The 17,933-nt window shown below is 72.3% G+C and carries 19 protein-coding genes; 2 read left to right on the top strand and 17 right to left on the bottom strand.

What is annotated here, in order from left to right; translation table 11 throughout:
• Positions 1-123 precede the first annotated feature (123 nt).
• Both OG852_RS42720 and OG852_RS42715 read left to right on the top strand, forming a co-directional pair.
• Positions 124-1,611, top strand: coding sequence for a long-chain-fatty-acid--CoA ligase (locus OG852_RS42720; protein WP_330350690.1), 1,488 nt, complete (start codon positions 124-126; stop codon positions 1,609-1,611).
• A 249-nt stretch (positions 1,612-1,860) separates the two neighbouring features.
• On the top strand, positions 1,861-3,138 hold the full coding sequence (locus OG852_RS42715; protein ID WP_133913124.1) for a glycosyltransferase: 1,278 nt from the start codon (positions 1,861-1,863) through the stop codon (positions 3,136-3,138).
• Between the two features lie 52 nt (positions 3,139-3,190).
• Here the strand turns inward: OG852_RS42715 and OG852_RS42710 are convergent, their stop codons facing one another.
• From OG852_RS42710 to OG852_RS42635, 17 genes are all read right to left on the bottom strand, one after another.
• Positions 3,191-3,400 (bottom strand): hypothetical protein, encoded by a 210-nt coding sequence (locus tag OG852_RS42710; protein ID WP_330350689.1) that lies wholly within the window; start codon positions 3,398-3,400, stop codon positions 3,191-3,193.
• The gene (locus OG852_RS42705) at positions 3,397-3,801 is read right to left on the bottom strand and encodes a hypothetical protein (protein WP_330350688.1); all 405 of its coding nucleotides are present in this window, start codon (positions 3,799-3,801) and stop codon (positions 3,397-3,399) included. The genes OG852_RS42710 and OG852_RS42705 overlap by 4 nt, the downstream gene beginning before the upstream one ends.
• A 550-nt stretch (positions 3,802-4,351) precedes the next feature.
• Entirely contained in the window at positions 4,352-4,957 is a 606-nt protein-coding gene (locus tag OG852_RS42700; RefSeq protein ID WP_133913123.1) for a dTDP-4-dehydrorhamnose 3,5-epimerase family protein, read from the bottom strand.
• The gene (gene rfbA, locus OG852_RS42695; RefSeq protein ID WP_133913122.1) at positions 4,954-5,874 is read right to left on the bottom strand and encodes a glucose-1-phosphate thymidylyltransferase RfbA; all 921 of its coding nucleotides are present in this window, start codon (positions 5,872-5,874) and stop codon (positions 4,954-4,956) included. Before rfbA ends, OG852_RS42700 begins: the two co-directional genes overlap by 4 nt.
• Before the next feature lie 88 nt (positions 5,875-5,962).
• Entirely contained in the window at positions 5,963-7,036 is a 1,074-nt protein-coding gene (hypE, locus tag OG852_RS42690) for a hydrogenase expression/formation protein HypE (protein WP_330350687.1), read from the bottom strand.
• Positions 7,029-8,159: a hydrogenase formation protein HypD gene (gene hypD / locus OG852_RS42685; RefSeq protein ID WP_133913120.1), complete on the bottom strand. Its 1,131-nt coding sequence runs from the start codon at positions 8,157-8,159 to the stop codon at positions 7,029-7,031. The genes hypE and hypD overlap by 8 nt, the downstream gene beginning before the upstream one ends.
• Complete coding sequence (locus tag OG852_RS42680) at positions 8,156-8,458, bottom strand: HypC/HybG/HupF family hydrogenase formation chaperone (protein ID WP_133913119.1); 303 nt, start codon at positions 8,456-8,458, stop codon at positions 8,156-8,158. The genes hypD and OG852_RS42680 overlap by 4 nt, the downstream gene beginning before the upstream one ends.
• A 43-nt stretch (positions 8,459-8,501) precedes the next feature.
• On the bottom strand, positions 8,502-10,865 hold the full coding sequence (hypF, locus tag OG852_RS42675) for a carbamoyltransferase HypF (protein WP_330350686.1): 2,364 nt from the start codon (positions 10,863-10,865) through the stop codon (positions 8,502-8,504).
• The gene (gene hypB, locus OG852_RS42670) at positions 10,862-11,641 is read right to left on the bottom strand and encodes a hydrogenase nickel incorporation protein HypB (RefSeq protein WP_330350685.1); all 780 of its coding nucleotides are present in this window, start codon (positions 11,639-11,641) and stop codon (positions 10,862-10,864) included. The genes hypF and hypB overlap by 4 nt, the downstream gene beginning before the upstream one ends.
• A gap of 4 nt (positions 11,642-11,645) precedes the next feature.
• Positions 11,646-12,038, bottom strand: a complete 393-nt coding sequence (gene hypA / locus OG852_RS42665) for a hydrogenase maturation nickel metallochaperone HypA (protein WP_133913116.1) — start codon at positions 12,036-12,038, stop codon at positions 11,646-11,648.
• Positions 12,039-12,192: 154 nt separating this feature from the next.
• Positions 12,193-12,306 carry a DUF6893 family small protein gene (locus OG852_RS51075; RefSeq protein ID WP_443064618.1) on the bottom strand — a complete coding sequence of 38 codons (114 nt, stop codon included), beginning with the start codon at positions 12,304-12,306 and terminating at the stop codon, positions 12,193-12,195.
• Between the two features lie 10 nt (positions 12,307-12,316).
• Positions 12,317-12,844, bottom strand: a complete 528-nt coding sequence (locus OG852_RS42660) for a hydrogenase maturation protease (RefSeq protein ID WP_330350684.1) — start codon at positions 12,842-12,844, stop codon at positions 12,317-12,319.
• Positions 12,841-14,280: a hypothetical protein gene (locus tag OG852_RS42655; RefSeq protein ID WP_330350683.1), complete on the bottom strand. Its 1,440-nt coding sequence runs from the start codon at positions 14,278-14,280 to the stop codon at positions 12,841-12,843. The genes OG852_RS42660 and OG852_RS42655 overlap by 4 nt, the downstream gene beginning before the upstream one ends.
• Positions 14,277-14,981, bottom strand: a complete 705-nt coding sequence (locus OG852_RS42650; RefSeq protein ID WP_330350682.1) for a DUF6084 family protein — start codon at positions 14,979-14,981, stop codon at positions 14,277-14,279. The genes OG852_RS42655 and OG852_RS42650 overlap by 4 nt, the downstream gene beginning before the upstream one ends.
• The gene (locus OG852_RS42645; protein ID WP_133913112.1) at positions 14,978-15,610 is read right to left on the bottom strand and encodes a DUF5947 family protein; all 633 of its coding nucleotides are present in this window, start codon (positions 15,608-15,610) and stop codon (positions 14,978-14,980) included. Before OG852_RS42645 ends, OG852_RS42650 begins: the two co-directional genes overlap by 4 nt.
• Positions 15,607-16,134, bottom strand: coding sequence for a hypothetical protein (locus OG852_RS42640; RefSeq protein WP_133913111.1), 528 nt, complete (start codon positions 16,132-16,134; stop codon positions 15,607-15,609). The genes OG852_RS42645 and OG852_RS42640 overlap by 4 nt, the downstream gene beginning before the upstream one ends.
• Positions 16,131-17,912, bottom strand: a complete 1,782-nt coding sequence (locus OG852_RS42635; protein WP_330350681.1) for a nickel-dependent hydrogenase large subunit — start codon at positions 17,910-17,912, stop codon at positions 16,131-16,133. Before OG852_RS42635 ends, OG852_RS42640 begins: the two co-directional genes overlap by 4 nt.
• Between the last annotated feature and the right edge of the window lie 21 nt (positions 17,913-17,933).

Raw genomic sequence — 17,933 nt, 5'->3', positions numbered from 1 at the left:
TGCTGGGGAACAATCGGGGGGCGCAGACGCTGTGCCGCCGCCCATAGGTCGTCGCGGGATACGCCAGCACCATGTCGTCGACGTGAACGGCGGATTTCGACGGTGAGATGCGTGGAGGCGGGCATGGCCAATCTGGCGGACTTCCTGGTGGACACGGCGGCGCGACAGCCGGCCCGTCCCGCGCTGCGTCTGGGCGAACGGGTCATCGCGTACGGGGAGCTGGACGAGCGCAGCGCCCGCGCCGCCGCGCTGCTGCGGGCCGAGGGGGTGCGGCCGGGCGACCGGGTGGCGCTGATGCTGCCCAACGTCCCCGAGTTCGTCGTCCTCTACTACGGCGTGCTGCGCGCCGGGGCCGTCGTCGTACCGATGAACCCGCTGCTGAAGGCGCGGGAGACGGAGTACCACCTCACCGATTCCGGGGCGAGCCTGCTGTGCGAGTGGCACCAGGCCCCGGGGGAGGGCGCGCAGGGCGCGGCGGCCGCCGGGGTGCGGCACCTCGCGGTGGAGCCCGCCGCCTTCGCCGAACTGCTGACCGGGCACGAGCCGCTGCCGGGGGTGGCGGAGACGGACGACGCGGACGTGGCCGTCCTGCTGTACACGTCCGGCACCACGGGCCGTCCCAAGGGCGCCACGCTCACCCATGGCGGTCTGCGGCACAACACCGAGGTCAACACGGTCCATGTGCAGCGGATGACCCCGGACGACGTGGTGGTGGGCTGTCTGCCGCTGTTCCACATCTTCGGCCAGATCTGCACCATGAGCGTCGCCGTCCGCGCCGGGGCCTCCCTCACGCTGGTCCCCCGCTTCGAGCCGCAGGCCGTGCTGGACGCGATCGCACGTGACCGGGCCACCGTCTTCGAGGGCGTGCCCACCATGTACGCGGCGCTGCTCCAGCACCCCTCGGAGGCGGACGTGTCGACGCTGCGGATGTGCGTCTCCGGCGGCGCCTCGCTGCCGGTGGAGGTCCTGCACGGCTTCGAGCGGCGGTTCGGCTGCGCGATCCTCGAGGGCTTCGGCATGTCCGAGACAAGCCCGGTGGTGACGTTCAACCACCCCGACCGGCCGCGCAAGGCCGGGTCCGTCGGCACCCCGATCCGTGACGTGGAGGTGCGGCTGCTCGACGAGCAGGGGCAGGACGTCCCGGCAGGCGAGGTCGGTGAGCTGGCCGTCCGGGGCCCGAACGTGATGAAGGGCTACTGGAACCGTCCCGAGGAGACGGCGGCGGCCATTCCCGACGGCTGGCTGCGCAGCGGCGATCTGGCCCGGCGGGACGAGGACGGCTACCTGTACATCGTCGACCGCAAGAAGGACATGATCATCCGGGGTGGTTACAACGTCTACCCGCGGGAGATCGAGGAGGTCCTCCACGAACACCCGGCCGTCGCCCTGGCCGCCGTGGTGGGCGTCGGGCACGCCCATCTGGGCGAGGAGATCGCGGCGGCGGTCGTCCTGCGCCCGGGCGCGGCGGCCACCCCGGACGAACTGCGCACGTTCGTCAAGGACCGGCTGGCGGCGTACAAGTACCCTCGCGAGATCTGGCTGATGGACAAGCTCCCCACCGGCCCGAGCGGCAAGATCCTCAAGCGGGAGATCACGGCCCCGGCCGGCTGAGGACCCCGACGACGCAGGCCGTACGGACAGGGTGACCTCGCGGTCGGGCGTCCCCGCGTGCGTGCATTCGGGTGGTCCGCACCCCCCACCGCCTGCCGTACGGCTCCCTCGCCGGGGTCGGCTCGTAGCCTCGGCGGAAACGGCGGCGGCCCGGCTGCGGACCGCCGCCGGCCATGCCAAGTACCGGCGGGGGTCCGGGATTTCACCGGCGTCGCCCCCCTCGTCCGCGAGCCACGCAGGGAGCAGCAGATGACGACGTCGACCGCCACCCCGAGGTTCTCCGTCTTCACCCCGAGCCACCGGCCCCGTTTCCTCGACGAGTGTCTGGCGACACTGCAGGCGCAGACCTGTCCGGACTGGGAGTGGATCGTTCTGCTCAACAACGGCGCCCGGTGGCGGCCGGAGCACCCCGACGAACGCATCCGGGTGGTGATCGCGGACGAGGTCACGGGCGTCGGCGCCGCCAAGCGCAGGGCGTGTGAGCTGGCCCGCGGCGAGATCCTCGTGGAACTGGACCACGACGACCTGCTGGCGAAGGCATGCCTGGCGGAGCTGGGCAAGGCGTTCGACGCGCATCCCGAGGCGGTCTTCGTCTACAGCAACACCGCGCAGATCACCGAGGACGGCGGGCGGGACGAGACCCGCTTCGACGAGACGTTCGGCTGGCAGTACGAGGACGTGACCGTCGACGGCCGCCGGCTGCTCCAGGTCGTGTCCCTGGCGCCGACGCCGCACAACGTCGCGTACATCTGGTACGCGCCGAACCATGTGCGGGCCTTCCGCAAGGAGAGCTACGAGAAGGCGGGCGGGTACGACGCGTCGCGCACGGTGCTGGACGACCAGGACCTGATGTGCCGTCTGTTCCACCTCGGCGACTTCCACCACATCAACCGCTGTCTGTACCTCCAGCGGGTCCACTCCGCGAACACCCAGTGCGATCCGGAGATCAACGCGCACATCCAGCGCGAGACGGTCACCCTGTACGACAAGTACATCGAGGCCAACGCGCTCGCCTGGACGCATCGACGCGGACTGCTCGCCCTGGACCTCGGCTCGGCGCACCGCAAGCCTCCGGGCTACACGGGTGTGGACCGACGGGCCGGCGAGGGCGTCGACATCGTCGCGACGCTGCCCGGGGAACTGGACCTGCCCGACGACTCCGTCGGCCTGGTCCGGGCGGTGAACTTCCTCGAGTACGTCCCCGCGAAGGTGCCGCTGATCAACGAGCTGTACCGGCTGCTGGCACCCGGCGGCATGCTGCTCACGATGACGGCCAGCTCCGACGGCCGCGGCGCATACCAGGATCCGACGCACGTGGCGTACTACAACGAGAACTCGTTCTGGTACTACACGGACGACCAGTACCGTGCCTTCGTCCCCGACATCGAGGCGCGCTTCCAGTCCTCCCGCCTGGTCACCTACTTCCCCAGTGAGTGGCACTCGGAGAACGACATCTCGTACGTCGTCGCCAACCTGATCGCGATGAAGGAGGGCGCCGCGCGCTGCGGGGGGAAACTGCTCGTGTAGCCGGCGGTGCCCCGAGGGGGACCCTCGGGGCACGTGCTCACTTCATCCGGGACTACGGCGCGACGTTGGCGCAGACCGCGAAGGCGGTCAGGGCCATCCCCCCGGTGCCGGTCTGCGTGGCCTGCCATCCCTGCTGCGTACCGGTGATCTGGACCGGCTGGCTGGAGCCGGGAGAACCGGTGGACGCGATGAATCCGCCGCCGGTGACGAGGTCTCCGGTGTCGCAGGCGGCCGTCGCCGTGGTGGAGCCGGCCGCGGTCACGATGTACGTGGTGAGAGTCGCGCCCTGAGCACCCTGGGCTCCCTGAGCACCCTGGGCTCCCTGAGCACCCTGGGCTCCCTGAGCGCCTTGCGCTCCCTGAGCACCCTGGGCTCCCTGAGCACCTTGAGCGCCCTGAGCACCCTGAGCTCCCTGAGCACCTTGAGCGCCCTGAGCTCCCTGCACACCAGTGCCGCCGGTGCCACCAGTCGCGCCCTGAGCACCCTGCGCGCCCTGGGCACCCTGCGCGCCCTGAGCACCCTGCACACCAGTGCCGCCGGTGCCACCAGTCGCGCCCTGGGCACCCTGAGCACCCTGGGCGCCCTGAGCACCCTGGGCCCCCTGAGCACCCTGGGCGCCCTGAGCACCCTGGGCCCCCTGAGCACCCCGTGCGCCCTGGGCACCCTGAGCTCCCTGGGCGCCCTGCGGGCCGGGCTTGCCCGGCCTGCCGTCGTGGCCCCTGGGGCCCTGGGGGCCCCTGGGACCCTGCGGGCCTCGGGCGCCCTGCTGGACGTGGTGATGGGGGTTGCGGTCCTTGTCCGCGGCGGTCCGGCCGCCGTACGACTGCACCGTCGCCCGGCCGTCGGAACCAGCCCGGCGGACCGCGTCGGCCACAGCCGCCTGGGTCACGCCCTGGGGGACTTCCTGCACCACCAGGCGACCGGCGGTCGGCGCCTGCATCGCGTCGGCGATGGCCGCCGTGCTCGGAACGACGCTCAGCGCCACCGCGGCCGCGCCCGTCGTCACCATGGTGGCGGACTTCAGGCGGGCGATTCGGATAGTTCTACGGTTCAAGAGAACCTTCCTCACGTTGGGGAGGGATCAGACGGCGCGCATCGGTTCCGCTCGGCCGTCATGTCTCCTTCGGCCATGAACGACCTCATCCCTTCCACCCGCTATGAAAAAATGACTAATACTCGACCCGTCTCGACCATGAGGATCACCCGACCGGCGTCACCGGGGTGATTCACCGGCCATGCTTCCGCGGTATGCCGCGCATTCCTCGAAGGACGGCAGAAGCCCCTTCCGCTCCGCTTCCGCCAGCGTGGGCGCCGCGGCGTCCTTTCCCGAAAGGACGGGGGTGAGATCCTCGGGCCAGGCGATGGCCAATGCCGGGTCGAGCGGATGGATACCGAACTCACGTTCCGGCGCATATCCCCGGGAGCAGAGGTAGACGACGGTGGAGTCGTCCTCCAGCGCCATGAAGGCGTGCCCGAGCCCCTCCGAGAGATAGACGCAGCGATGCGTCGTGTCGTCGAGGCGCACCGCCTCCCAGGTCCCGAAGGTCGGGGAACCCAGCCGGATGTCGACCACGACGTCGAGAACGGCGCCGCCGACACAGGTGACGTACTTCGCCTGGCCCGGCGGCACCGCCGCACCGTGGATGCCGCGGAGGGTGCCGCGCACCGAACGGGAGCAGTTCGCCTGCTCGAACGTGAAGCCGTGCCCGACCGCCTCACTGAAGGTCTCGCTCCGGAACCACTCGTGAAAGCGGCCCCGGTCGTCCGTGAACACCCGGGGCGTGTCCACCCACGCCCCTTCGATCCCGAGTGGTCTCACACGCCCGCCCTCCTCAGTCGGTCCTCGTCCCCGCGGTCCACGGCGACCTCCCGGGGGTCCTCCAGCAGACCCAGCAGATAGCGGCCGTATCCGCTCTTCAGCAGGGGCCGGGCCAGTTCCCGCAGCCGGTCGTCGTCGATCAGGCCGGCCCGCCAGACCGTCTCCTCGACGCAGCCGACCTTGAAGCCCTGGCGCTCCTCGATGACCCGGACGAACTCCGAGGCCTGGACCAGGGAGGTGAAGGTTCCGGTGTCCAGCCAGGCGGTGCCCCGGTCGAGCCGGGTGACCTGGAGTTCCCCGGCTTCCAGATACGCGCGGTTGAGGTCGGTGATCTCCAACTCGCCCCGGGCGCTGGGCCGTAGGGTCCGGGCGATGTCCACGGCGCGGTGGTCGTAGAAGTACAGCCCGGGGACGGCGTAGCGGGACCGGGGCCGGGCCGGTTTCTCCTCGATGGAGACCGCACGGCCCCGTTCGTCGAACTCCACCACGCCGTACGCCGAGGGATTGGCCACCTGGTAGGCGAACACCCGGCCGCCCGCCTGGTCCTCGTGGCGGGCGAGCCGGGTGCCGAGTCCGCTGCCGTGGAAGATGTTGTCGCCCAGGATGAGGGCGACGGATTCCCCGTCGATGAATTCGGCGCCCAGCACGAAGGCGTGGGCGATTCCCTCCGGACGTTTCTGCGCCCGGTATTCCAGGCGCAGTCCGAGCCGGGTTCCGTCCCCGAGCAACCGGCGGAACTGGCCCTGGTCCTCGGGGGTGGTGATGACGAGGATCTCCCGGACGCCGGCCATCACGAGGGTGGACAGCGGGTAATAGACCATCGGCTTGTCGAAGACCGGCAGCAGTTGTTTGGACACCGAGCGGGTCAGCGGCCAGAGTCGGGAGCCGGTACCTCCGGCCAACAGGATTCCACGCACGGAATCACCATAGGACAGCGATCCGGTCATACCGGCTTTTAACACGGTTTTTCAGGAAGGGTCAGGTCGGAGCGGACCGGGCCCTTCCTCAGCAGATGCGCGGCAGCTGCTCCCCGATCGGCAGATCCACCACGCGGGTGCCGCCCAGCCCGGTGCGCGCCACGACCATGCCGGGGTGCGCCTCGACGGCCTCACCGATGATCACGGCGTCCGCACCGAGCGGATGGGCCCGCATCGCGGCGAGGACGGCGTCGGCGTGCTCGCGCGGGACGAACGCGACCAGCTTGCCCTCGTTGGCGATGTACAGGGGGTCGAGGCCGAGGATGGCGCAGGCGTTGGCCACGGCCGGTGGGACCGGGACGGCCCGCTCCTGGAGGACGACCCCCGTGCCGGAGGCGCCGGCGATCTCGTTGAGCGCGGCGGCCAGGCCGCCCCGGGTGGGGTCGCGCAGCACGTGCAGGTCGGGGGTGACCGCGAGCATCGCCTCGACCAGACCGCCGAGCGGTGCGCAGTCGCTGGCGATCTCCACCCCGAACTCCAGGCCCTCCCGGACGCTCATGATCGCCACGCCGTGGACGCCGACGGCACCGCTGACGATCACCACGTCCGAGGGGACGACCCGCTGCGGACGCAGGTCGACACCCGCCGGGACGACCCCGATGCCTGCCGTGTTGACGAAGATCCCGTCGCCGTGGCCGGCCTCCACCACCTTGGTGTCCCCGGTGACCACCTCGACCCCGGCGGTGCGCGCGGCCGCGCCCATCGCCTGTGCGACCCGGGTGACCGTGTCCAGTTCGACGCCCTCCTCCAGGATGAAGCCGCAGGAGAGGTAGGCGGCGCGGGCGCCGCTCATGGCGAGGTCGTTGACGGTCCCGTTGACCGCCAGGTCGCCGATGCTGCCGCCGGGGAAGAACAGCGGGCGGACCACGTAGGAGTCGGTGGAGAAGGCCAGCCGGGCGCCACCGAGGGAGACCACGGCGGAGTCGCCGAGCTGGGCGAGCGTCTCGCCGCCGAAGGCCGGGGCGAAGATCTGCTGGACCAGTTCGGCGGAGAGGACGCCACCGCCGCCGTGGCCCATGACGACCCGGGGCCGCTCGCGCAGGGGCGCCGGGCAGGTCCACCCCTCGACGTCGAGGGCGGGGAGAGCGGTCGTGTCAGACAACGGGGGTCGCCTCCCGGGCCGTCGGGCCGGCGGGCAGGTCCAGCCGCCGGTAGAGGTAGTACGCCGCGCAGGCGCCCTCGCTGGAGACCATCGTGGCGCCCAGCGGGGTGCGGGGGGTGCACAGGGTGCCGAAGGCGGCGCACTCGTGCGGCTTGAGCAGGCCCTGCAACACCTCGCCGCTGCGGCACTCGGCCGGTTCCCGGGTCCGGATGTCCTCGACGGAGAAGCGGTGCTCGGCGTCGTGGTCGCGGTACTTCGCGGACAGCCGCCAGCCGCTGTCCGGGATCACCCCGATGCCCCGCCAGGCGCGGTCGGTGACCTCGAAGACGTCCTCCAGCATGGCCCGTGCGGCGGGGTTGCCCTCCGCGCGGACGGCCCGGGCGTAGGCGTTGTCGACGGTGTGCTCGCCCCTCTCGAGCTGGCGTACGGTCCGGCGTACGCCTTCGAGGATGTCGAGCGGTTCGAAGCCGGTCACGACGATCGGCACCCGGAAGCGTTCCGCCAGCTCCGGGTACTCCCCCACGCCCATCACGCTGCACACGTGTCCGGCCGCGAGGAAGGCCTGCACCCGGCAGGTCGGCGAGGACATGATCGCCTCGATGGCGGGGGGCACCCGGACGTGGGAGACCAGCATGCTGAAGTTGCGGATGCCCTGCTTGCGGGCCTGATGGACCGTCATGGCGTTGGGCGGGGCGGTGGTCTCGAAGCCGATGCCGAAGAACACCACCTCGCGGTCGGGGTTCTCCCGCGCGATCCGCAGGGCGTCGAGCGGCGAGTAGACGACGCGTACGTCACCGCCCTCGCCCCGCACCTGGAAGAGGTCCCGGCCGGTGCCCGGCACGCGCAGCATGTCGCCGAAGGAGCAGAAGATCACCTCCGGCCGGGAGGCGATCTCCAGTGCCTTGTCGATGACCTCCAGCGGGGTCACACAGACGGGACAGCCCGGTCCGTGGATCAACTCGACCTCGTCGGGCAGGAGTTGATCGATGCCGTGCCGGATGATGCTGTGCGTCTGACCGCCGCAGACCTCCATCAGCGCCCAGGGCCGGGTGACCGTGGCGTGGATGTCGTCCAGGAGCCGGCGCGCCAGCTCGGGGTCCTGGAACTCGTCGATGTACTTCACTTCCCCGCCTCCCCCACCACGTCCCGGCCCGCCTCGGCCGCCGCCATCTCCCAGGCGTCGCCGAACTCCTCCTGCAACATGCCGAGTTCGGCGAAGAGTTCGAGCGTCTGCTTCGCCGACTCCTCGTCGAGCCGTTGCAGGGCGAACCCGACGTGGACGATGGCGTACTCGCCGACCTGGAGGTCGGGCAGGTACTCCAGGCACACCTCCTTGACCACCCCGCCGAAGTCGACGGTGGCCATCCGGGTGCCGTCGCGTTCCTCGATGTCGAGCACTCTGCCGGGTACCGCCAGGCACATGGGCCTCTCCTCGCTGTGGATGGGGATGTGGGTGTGGGTGGGATCAGTCGGTGTTCCTCGTCCGCGCGGCCACCATGAGCTGACCCAGCGCCAGACCGCCGTCGTTGGGCGGCACCAGGCGGTGCCGCAGGACCGTGAAGCCGTCCTCGCGCAGGGCTGCGGCACACGCCGCCGAGAGCAGGGTGTTCGCGAAGACGCCTCCCGTCAGGGCGACCGTGTCCAGCGCGTGCCGCTCCCGGGCCAGCGCGCACATCCGCCGCACCAGCCCCGTCACGCCCCGGTGGAAGCGTGCCGCGACCAGGGCCGGCGGACGGCCGGCGCGCAGGTCGCGGACGACGGCCGCGACCACGGGGGCCGGATCGGCCCGTACGGCACCCGGCTCGCCCTGCTCCGGCGCGCGCAGGACGAAGTCGTACGCGGTGGTGTCGCCGTCGGGCGCGCGCAGGGCGGCCGCCTCCAGCTCGACGGCGGCCTGTGCCTCGTACCCGGCCCGATGGCACACACCGGCGAGCGAGGACACGGCGTCGAAGAGCCGGCCCATGCTGGAGGTGGGCACGCAGTTCAGCTCGCGCTCCAACTGCCTTTCCAGTACGGCGAGTTCCTCGGAAGGGCAGGCCAGTGTGCAGGGCAGGTCGGGCGATCGGTCGAGGCCCGCGGACCGCAGATGGGACAGCGCCATGCGGTACGGGCGGCGCACCGCGGCGTCGCCGCCGGGCAGAGGGACGTATGCGAGGTGTCCGAACCGGGTGAAGCCGTCGTAGTCCGCGAGCAGGAACTCCCCGCCCCACACCGCCCCGTCGTCGCCGTGGCCGGTGCCGTCGAAGGCGACGCCGATCACCGGGCGGGTGCCGTCGAGCCCGTGCTCGGCCATCGCGGCGGCGACATGCGCGTGATGGTGCTGCACCCGCGCCACGGGCCGCCCGGCCGCGGCGCGGTCGGCCCACCCGGTGGAGCGGTAGCCGGGGTGCCGGTCGGCGGCCAGGAGCTCGGGCCGGACACCGGTGATCGACTCCAACTGCTCCACCGCGCCCTCGAACACGCCCTGGGTGCGCAGGTCGTCCATGTCGCCGATGTGCGCGGACAGCCAGGCCTTGCGGCCGGCCCCGAGACAGAAGGCGTTCTTCAGGTCCCCGCCGACGGCGAGGGCCGGCCGGACGGGCAGGGGCAGGGTGACCGGCAGGGGGGCGTAGCCGCGCGAACGGCGGATCACCAGCGGCTCGCCGTCGCAGACGCGGACCACGGAGTCGTCGCAGGGCACATGGATGGGCCGGTCGTGGGTGAGCCAGCCGTCGGCCAGGTGCGCGAGCCGTTCCAGGGCCTCCGTGTCGTCGGTGACGATCGGCTCCCCGGACACGTTGCCGCTGGTCATGACGAGCAGCCGGGGCCCGTCCGGGTCCCCGGGCAGGCCGAGCAGCAGATGGTGCAGGGGGGTGTACGGCAGCATCACGCCGAGGTCGGGGCTGCCCGGCGCGACGGCCTCGGCGGGCCACGGCCCCCCGGCCGCGTACGACGGGTGCGGGCGTCGCCGCAGCAGGACGACGGGCCGGACGCCGCCTTCGAGCAGGCGCCTTTCCTCGGGTCCGAGCCGCACGAGGTGCTCGATGTCGGCCGCACGGCGGGCCATGACGGCGAACGGCTTGTCACCTCGGGCCTTGCGCCGCCGCAGCAGCGCCACGGCCGTGCCGTCGGTCGCGTCGCAGGCCAGGTGGTAGCCGCCGAGGCCCTTCACGGCCAGGATCGCGCCGGCCGCGAGCAGTTCGCGGGCCCCGGCGATCGGATCACCGACGGCGGCCGGGGCGATCAGCCGCAGCGTGGGCCCGCAGGCCGGGCAGGCGACGGGCTGCGCGTGGAAGCGCCGGTCGGCCGGATCGCCGTACTCGCGGAGGCAGTCGGCGCACATCGGGAAGCCGGCCATGGTGGTGTGGGCGCGGTCGTAGGGGACGCCGGTGACGATGGTGAACCGCGGGCCGCAGTGGGTGCAGTTGACGAAGGGGTGGCGGTGGCGCCGGTCGGCGGGGTCGGCCAGTTCGGCGAGGCAGTCGGCGCAGGTGGCCGTGTCCGGGGAGACCAGGGTGCGGGCCGGACCGTCGGTGCGGGAGGCGAGGATCGTGAACGCCTCTCCTCCGGTGGCGGGCAGCTCCTCGTGGTGGACGGACTCCACCACGGCGAGCGGCGGCGCCTGGACCGCGAGCCGTTCGCAGAACCGGGTCACGGCCGCGCCGCTGCCCTCGACCTCGGCGACGACGCCCTCCGGGGTGTTGGTGACATGCCCGACGAGGGCGAGTTCGGTGGCGAGGCCGTAGACGTAGGGCCGGAAGCCCACGCCCTGCACCACTCCCCGGACGACTACCCGGCGGCGCAGCGGCCGGTCGCCGGTGACGACGGACGGGGACGGTGGAGCGCTCACGGGTGGGTGCGGGCCAGGGCGTCGGCCGGGTCCGAGTGCGTGGACGGGTGGGAGTGGGAGTCGGTGTGCGCGTGGGAGTGGGAGTGCGGCGTGCGGGCCATGACCGGCGTGTGGACCGGCGCCCCCTCCGCGGCCGCCAGCGCCCTGTCGAGCAGCGCGCCGACGCCCTTGCCCCGGCGGGCCGAGGTCAGGATCACCTCGACGCCCGGGTTCACCCGCTCCACGTTCGCGCGGAACGTGAGCTCGTCGAACTCGACGGCCTCGGCGAGGTCGGTCTTGGTGACCACGACGAGCTGGGCGAGGCCGAAGGCGGTGGGGTACTTCAGCGGCTTGTCCTCGCCCTCGGTCACGGAGGCGAGGACGACGCGCAGGGTCTCCCCCAGGTCGTAGGAGGCCGGGCAGACGAGGTTGCCGACGTTCTCCACGAACAGCAGCCGGGTGTCGTCGGGCAGCCAGCCGTCCAGGTGCCCGGCGAGCATCCCCGCCTCCAGATGGCACAGTCCGTCGGTGAGCACCTGCTTGACCGGGACGCCCGAGCGGGCCAGGCGGGCCGCGTCGTTCTCGGTGGCGAGGTCGGCGGTCAGCGCGGCGACGGACACGGACCGCTCACGGGCCCGCAGCAGTTCCTGCTCCAGCAGCGCGGTCTTGCCGCTGCCGGGGCTGGAGAGCAGGTTGACGACGGTGGTGCCACCGGCGGTGAGACGGTCGCGCAGGGTGTGGGCGCTCGCGTCGTTCTTCGCGAGCACGGCCTGCCGCAGGTCGACGACACGGCACATGGTTTCAGCACTCCTCGGGGATCGGTGCGCCGGCGGGCGCGGGGGCGCCGTCCTCCCACTGGACGGAGGCGATCTGCAGTTCCCGCCCGGCGCACAGGTCGGTACGGGTGCCGCCGCAGCCGGGGCAGGTGAGCCGGGGCGGCATGCCGACGGCCCAGGTGTGGGCGCAGGTCGTGCAGCGGGCCCGGCCCGGTACGGCCTCGGTGACGAGTTCGGCGCCCTCCAGCAGGGTCCCGGCGCAGGCCAGTTCGAAGCAGAAGGCGAGCGCGTCGGGGACGATCCCGGCCAGTTCGCCGACCTGGAGCCGGACCGAGCGGACCGTCGTGACGTCCCCGGCGCGCTCGGCGGCCTCGGTCACCTGGTCGACGACGGCCAGCGCGACGGACATCTCGTGCATCGGTCTCGGACCTCCCCGGGCGTGGGCGTGCCCCCCGCCGGGCTTCATTAGAGGCGGGGGCACCCGGGTGGCACGGCCCGGCGCGCCGTCAGGGGTCGGCGGCTACGCCCGTTCGACGCAACCGCCCGGCCGCGCGGGGCGCGTCCGGCCCGGGTCACATGCGGCGGATCCGCAGATAGCGCCGGAGGTCGGGAAACAGCTCGGCCGCTACGGCGGCGGTGGCGGCCATGGCGGCGACGGCCGCCCCACCGATGACGATCTTCTTCATCCGTCTCTCCTCATCTCGCGCGCGGAGCCTCGGCGGCCCCGGCCTGTGCCGTGGACGGCTCGCCGTCCCGCAGCAGCTCTTCGATCAGCCGTACGGCCCGGGGTACGGCGTCGGACACCGGCGGGCTGAGTCCGATGCCCTCGTCCACCGAGGCCGGTTCGCAGCCGACGATCAGGGTGCGCCGGGGTGGTCGTGCGCCGGTGCCGGCACAGAGGGTGTCCAGCAGGGCCAGGACGGTGTCCGGGGTCATCCGGTGGCCGTCGATCGCGGGGACCGCGCCGGGCTCGGCGCCCGGGCCCTCGTACTCGATCACGTACAGCGTCCCGGGGGCCTCGCCGCGTGCCGTGGCGTCGAGGAGGACGAGGGTGCCGTAGCCGTCGAGGAGCTGGTAGGCGAGGTGCACCCCGCGCACGCCGATGTCGGCGACCTCGACGTGCTCCGGCAGCCGGCGCCCGGCCAGCCGGCGAGCAGTCTCGACGCCGAAGCCGTCGTCGCCGAGGAAGATGTTGCCGATGCCGGCCACGAGCGTGCGGGTCATGGTCGGGCCTCCAGCGGTACGACCTCGTCCGGCTGGAAGTAGAGGTAGCGGCCCTGTGCGCGGCGGATGTCGGCGCCGGGGTCGCCGTCGACGGTGACCGCGAGGTGCACGACGCCGTCGACGTCGTGCAGCACGGCCTCGACGGTCGCGGCGCGGCCCTGGAGGAACAGGTCCTGGGCGTCGGTGTGCCGCAGACCGGGCCGCAGTTCGACGCGGCTGCCCTTGCCGACGGGCCTGCCGCCGACGACGACCGTGTCCCGGTCCGGGTCGAAGCCCGCGTCGCTCGCCGGGTCCCACCAGGGGGTGTCGGGGCGCGGCACCCCGTGCTCGTCGGGGAAGCCGGAGAAGCCGGGCGCGTTCGGCGCTCCGGTCTCCCCGGTGACCTCGCGCAGGCCGCGCACCGCGCCGTGCAGACGCTCCAGCACCTCCGCCGGCATCGAGTCCGCCAGGTCGATCACGGCGGCGGCCCGCGCGTCGGTGCCCCGGGCCTCGCGCTTCTCCTCGTCGGTGAGGGCGGCGGTGCGCAGGGCGAGGATCTCGTCGATCTCGGTGGCGTCGTAGAGCGCGCCGGGGCTCTCCGGTGCGATGGCCGGGTAATCCTCCAGGATGATCGGGGAGGACAGCACGAGGTCCGTGCGGCCGGGTTCGCCGGCGAGGACGGGCCAGGTGTGGAGATTGCGGCAGGCGGCGACCGCGCCCCTGGCCCATTCGGGGGGATCCGTCATCGACAGGAACGATCCGGCGCTGAGGGCCATGAGCAGATGGGTGGCCACCAGGGAGTGCGGCAGTGCCGCGTCCCGGTCGGCGGCCCGGTCCGCGGGGGGCGTCCAGGGGCTGGTGTTCTCGACGACGGCGGTCAGCCGCAGGGTCCGGTAGGGGCCGTCGAGCGGGGTGGCGGACAGCCGGACGGTTCCGTGGATCTCCTCGCTCCGCCGGAGCAGCCGGCCGACGGTGGTGCCCGAGGCGTCCCTGACCGGTTCGGTGTCCTCGCGGGCCGGGACCCGGAAGGGGTGTGTGACGCCGTCGCCGAGCAACTCCTCGACGGGGACGACCAGTTCGACGCGTTCCTCGCCGCCCTCGTCCCAGGGCACCAGGACCCGGTCGTCGAGGCGGAGTTCGGGGACGGTGTCGTGGCCGCCGTCCGGGCGCGTGCGCTGCACGGTGCGCCGGCGGGCGTGCAGGAAGCGCACCTCCACGGAGAGCGTCGCACCCCGCCTCGGTTCCATCAGGCATTCGGTGTGCTGGAAGTCGTGCTCCTCGCACCCGGCGCCCCAGGCGGGCGGCACGAGCACCCCGAACTGCCAGCGCAGCCGGTTCTTGGCGGCCGAGGCGCGGTACGGGTAGAGCACATAGCCCTCGAAGAGGACGGCGTCGGCCACCTGCCGGGCGAGGGCGAACCGCTCCTCGGTCTCGGGGGCGAACGCGGTCACGGTCACGAGTCGGTCCTCACGGTCAGGGCGGTGAGCGCGCGCAACGGGTCGCGGCTCTCCGGCCGTTCGTCGGCGCCGCCGTCGGCCGCGCGGTCGAGCAGGGCCTCGACGGTCGCCTCCCAGGACGGCAGGGCGTGCCGGGAGCGGTGGGCGAGGAGGGCGTCCATGGTGTCCCGGGGCAGCCGGATCCAGCCGCAGCCGGGGAAGTGCTGTTCGACCATCTCCCGCCAGACGGCGACCGGCATCCCGAACGCCGCCTCGCGGTCCCAGGGGACCGGCTCGACGTGGAAGCCGCCGGCGCCGGTGAAGGCCGTACCGGAGAACAGCATCAGCAGCGGGACCTCGCCGTCGGTGAGGGCGTCGAGATAGCGGGTGGCGGCGATGTCCAGGTCGTAGGTGCAGGGGACGACGAGGTCGGCCTCGGTCTCCCCGGTGAACCCGGAGACCATCATCGGGACCTGCGCGAACTGCACCGGGTGGAGCGTGCTGCCCCAGCGGGAGCGTTCACCGAAGAGGTCCTTGAGCCCGTCGGCCTCCTCGGAGACGTAACCGCGCCGGGCGGGTTCGATCCGCAGCTGGCAGCGCAGCGCGAGGGCGTGCACGGGGGTGTCGTCGGACGCGGTGACGCGCAGCCGGAAGACGAGTGTCGGCCCGGCGGCGAACCGGTCGGCGCGCACGCCCGTGCAGGAGAAGGAGAACTCGGTCATGAGCGGCCCCCTGCCGCGTCCACCGGGCGGGCGCGGCGCGCCACGTCCGTGAAGAACGCGTCGAGCGCGGCGCGCGCCTCCCGGCCGCCGTCGAAGCCCTGCCACAACAGCCGCATACGGCCGACGAGTTCGTAGCAGACGTCGATCGGTACGAGGTGGCAGTCGACGCGGTCGTCGGTGCGGCGCAGCAGCAGCGCCTCGACGTCGGGTGCGAGGAGGCCGGCGAGCCGGCTGTCGCCGAGGACCGCGGTCCAGGTGTCCGGGTCGAGTTCGCTCTCGGTGGCTCCGGCGGGGCTCGGGTAGAGGGCGACCAGCCGGTCGAGGGCGGCGTTGCGGAAGAAGAAGGCGACGCCGACCGGGATCTGCAGCGCCTCCCAGGCCCGCTCGTCGAGGCGGTGGCCGGGGTCGCTGAGGTAGCGGGCGGGGACCGCGCGGAAGCGGCCCGCGGTGGCGCCCGGCTGTTCCATCAGGACCGCGCAGGCGGGGCAGGCGCAGACGAGGGCGCGCTGCTCCGTGTCGACGAGGTGGCGGTGGTCCTCGGGGACCACCGCCGCGCACAGTTCGCACCGCTCGGGCTGCGGCGGGCGCTCGGTGAGGAACCTCCGCAGGCCGGGGGCGGTCGTGCTCATCGGACCCCCGTCGGCGCCGTGCCGATCTGCAGGAGCGTGGGGCCGGCCGGGGCGGTCTCCACGTCCACGGCCCTGACCTCGGGGGCGAGGCCGGCGAGCGCCGTCTCGGCGGCCCGCGCGGCGTCCGTGCCGGAGCCGCAGCCGCAGCCGCCGCCTGCCCTGGCGCGCAGTCTGAGCGTGCCGCTGTGCTCGTCGAAGCCCACGACCTCCAGCCGGTGGTCGCGGACGCCGTCGAGGGCCCGGGCGATCCGGGTGTCGCGGTCCTCGGGGTGCAGGTCGTGCAGGACGAGGAGGCTCGCGACGAGGTCGTCGTCGAGCAGGCCGGCGAGGGGCTCGCCGGGCGCGGGGGCGAGGAGTTCGACGATGCGGGCGAGGGCGGAGCCGTAGAGGTCCATGAGGGAGCGGACGAGTTCCTCGGCCGCGGCGGCGCCTTCACCGCTCGCGGCCAGCCGGTCCAGGACCTCCTCGACCCGGCGCCCGGTCTGCTCGGCGGTCGTGGGGCGGGGCGTCACCGGCGCGCTCACCCGCCCAGTCCGCTCAGGCCGGTCGGCACGTGCATCGACTTCACGGTCCTGCCTCCGCCGACGTACATGTGGACGCCGCAGGGCAGACAGGGGTCGAAGCTGCGGACGGTGCGCATGATGTCGATGCCCTTGAAGTTCTCCGGGGGGTTCTCCTCGAAGATGGGGGTGTTCTGCACGGCGTCCTCGTACGGGCCGGGGGTGCCGTAGGAGTCGCGGACGCTGGCGTTCCACGGGGTGGGCGGGTACGGGTGGTAGTTGGCGATCTTGCCGTCGCGGATCACCATGTGGTGGGAGAGGACGCCGCGGACGGCCTCGGTGAAGCCGCAGCCGATGCTCTCGTCGGGGACCTCGAACTTCTCCCAGGTCTGGGTGCGTCCGGCGCGGACCTCCTCCAGTCCCTTCTCCGCGCAGTGCAGGGCGACGGCGGCGGCGTAGGCCTGGAAGTAGGTGCGGGCGCGGTTGCGTTCCAGGGCGTTGGACCACTTCGGGATCTTCCACTCGAAGGTGGTCTCCGGCTTGGTCAGGGTGCGCGGCAGGTTGATGACCACGCTCTGCCCGGTGGCCTTGACGTACCCGATGTCGACGAGCCCGGACAGGGCGGTGGACCACAGGCGGGCGATGGGGCCACCGCCGGTGTCCAGGGCGAGGTGGTCCTTGCCGTCGAACCAGCGCGGGGACATCACCCAGCTGTACTTGTCGTCGAAGTTCCGCTTCTGGGGGGCGGGGATGGTGTGCTGGTTCCAGGGGTGGCGGGGGTCGACGGGGTTGCCGAGCGGGTCGTGGGTGACGAACTGCTCCTGGCCCTGCCAGTCCTCGTAGTAGGAGCTGCCGAGCAGGATGCGGATGCCGAGGTTGATCGCGGTGAGGTCGTTGGTGACCAGCTTCCCGTCGACGACGATGCCCGGGGTGACGAACATCCGTCGGCCCCAGTCGGTCATGTTGGCGTACGTGAAGTCGCAGTACTCGGGGTCGTTGAGCGCGCCCCAGCAGCCGAGCAGGACGCGCCTGCGGCCGACCTCCTCGTAGCCGGGCAGGGCCTCGTAGAAGAAGTCGAACAGGTCGTCGTGGAGCGGGACGACCCGCTTCATGAACTCGACGTACCGCATCAGGCGGCTCAGGTAGTCGGTGAAGAGCTGCACGGAGGCGATGGTGCCGACGCCGCCCGGGTAGAGCGTGGAGGGGTGGACGTGGCGGCCCTCCATCAGGCAGAACATCTCGCGGGTGTAGCGGCTGACCTGGAGGGCCTCGCGGTAGAACTCGCCCTCCAGGGGGTTGAGCGAGCGCATGATGTCGGCGATGGTGCGGTAGCCGTGCTCGGCGGCGTGCGGGGCCTCGGTGCGCTCGGCGAGTTCGAGGACGCCGGGGTTGGTCTCCTTGACCATCTTCTCGCAGTAGTCGACCCCGACCAGGTTCTCCTGGAAGATGTTGTGGTCGAACATGTACTCCGCGGACTCGCCGAGGTTGATGATCCACTCACCGAGGTGCGGGGGCTTCACTCCGTACGCCATGTTCTGCGTGTACACCGAGCAGGTGGCGTGGTTGTCGCCGCAGATGCCGCAGATGCGGCTGGTGATGAAGTGGGCGTCGCGGGGGTCCTTGCCGCGCATGAAGACGCTGTAGCCGCGGAAGACCGACGAGGTGCTGTAGCACTCGGCGACCCGCTTCTGCTTGAAGTCGATCTTCGTGTGGATGCCCAGGCTGCCCACGATCCGGGTGATCGGGTCCCAGGCCATCTCCACCAGACCGGTGTCGTCTCCGGCCGCCTTCGTCCTTGCCATGGTCGTTGCCGTGCCCTTCGT

The organism is Streptomyces sp. NBC_00582 (genome assembly GCF_036345155.1).
Classification (GTDB): Bacteria; Actinomycetota; Actinomycetes; order Streptomycetales; family Streptomycetaceae; genus Streptomyces.
Note: the sequence above shows the minus strand (reverse complement) of the source record. Positions and strands in the feature narration are given on the sequence as shown.

Coding starts and splice junctions, on each gene's coding strand:
- OG852_RS42720 (WP_330350690.1), top strand. CDS start 124: ATGGCCAATCTGGCGGACTTCCTGGTGGACACGGCGGCGCGACAGCCG.
- OG852_RS42715 (WP_133913124.1), top strand. CDS start 1,861: ATGACGACGTCGACCGCCACCCCGAGGTTCTCCGTCTTCACCCCGAGC.
- OG852_RS42680 (WP_133913119.1), bottom strand. CDS start 8,458: ATGTGCCTGGCGGTACCCGGCAGAGTGCTCGACATCGAGGAACGCGAC.
- hypB (WP_330350685.1), bottom strand. CDS start 11,641: ATGTGCCGTGTCGTCGACCTGCGGCAGGCCGTGCTCGCGAAGAACGAC.
- hypA (WP_133913116.1), bottom strand. CDS start 12,038: ATGCACGAGATGTCCGTCGCGCTGGCCGTCGTCGACCAGGTGACCGAG.
- OG852_RS51075 (WP_443064618.1), bottom strand. CDS start 12,306: ATGAAGAAGATCGTCATCGGTGGGGCGGCCGTCGCCGCCATGGCCGCC.
- OG852_RS42660 (WP_330350684.1), bottom strand. CDS start 12,844: ATGACCCGCACGCTCGTGGCCGGCATCGGCAACATCTTCCTCGGCGAC.
- OG852_RS42650 (WP_330350682.1), bottom strand. CDS start 14,981: ATGACCGAGTTCTCCTTCTCCTGCACGGGCGTGCGCGCCGACCGGTTC.
- OG852_RS42645 (WP_133913112.1), bottom strand. CDS start 15,610: ATGAGCACGACCGCCCCCGGCCTGCGGAGGTTCCTCACCGAGCGCCCG.
- OG852_RS42635 (WP_330350681.1), bottom strand. CDS start 17,912: ATGGCAAGGACGAAGGCGGCCGGAGACGACACCGGTCTGGTGGAGATG.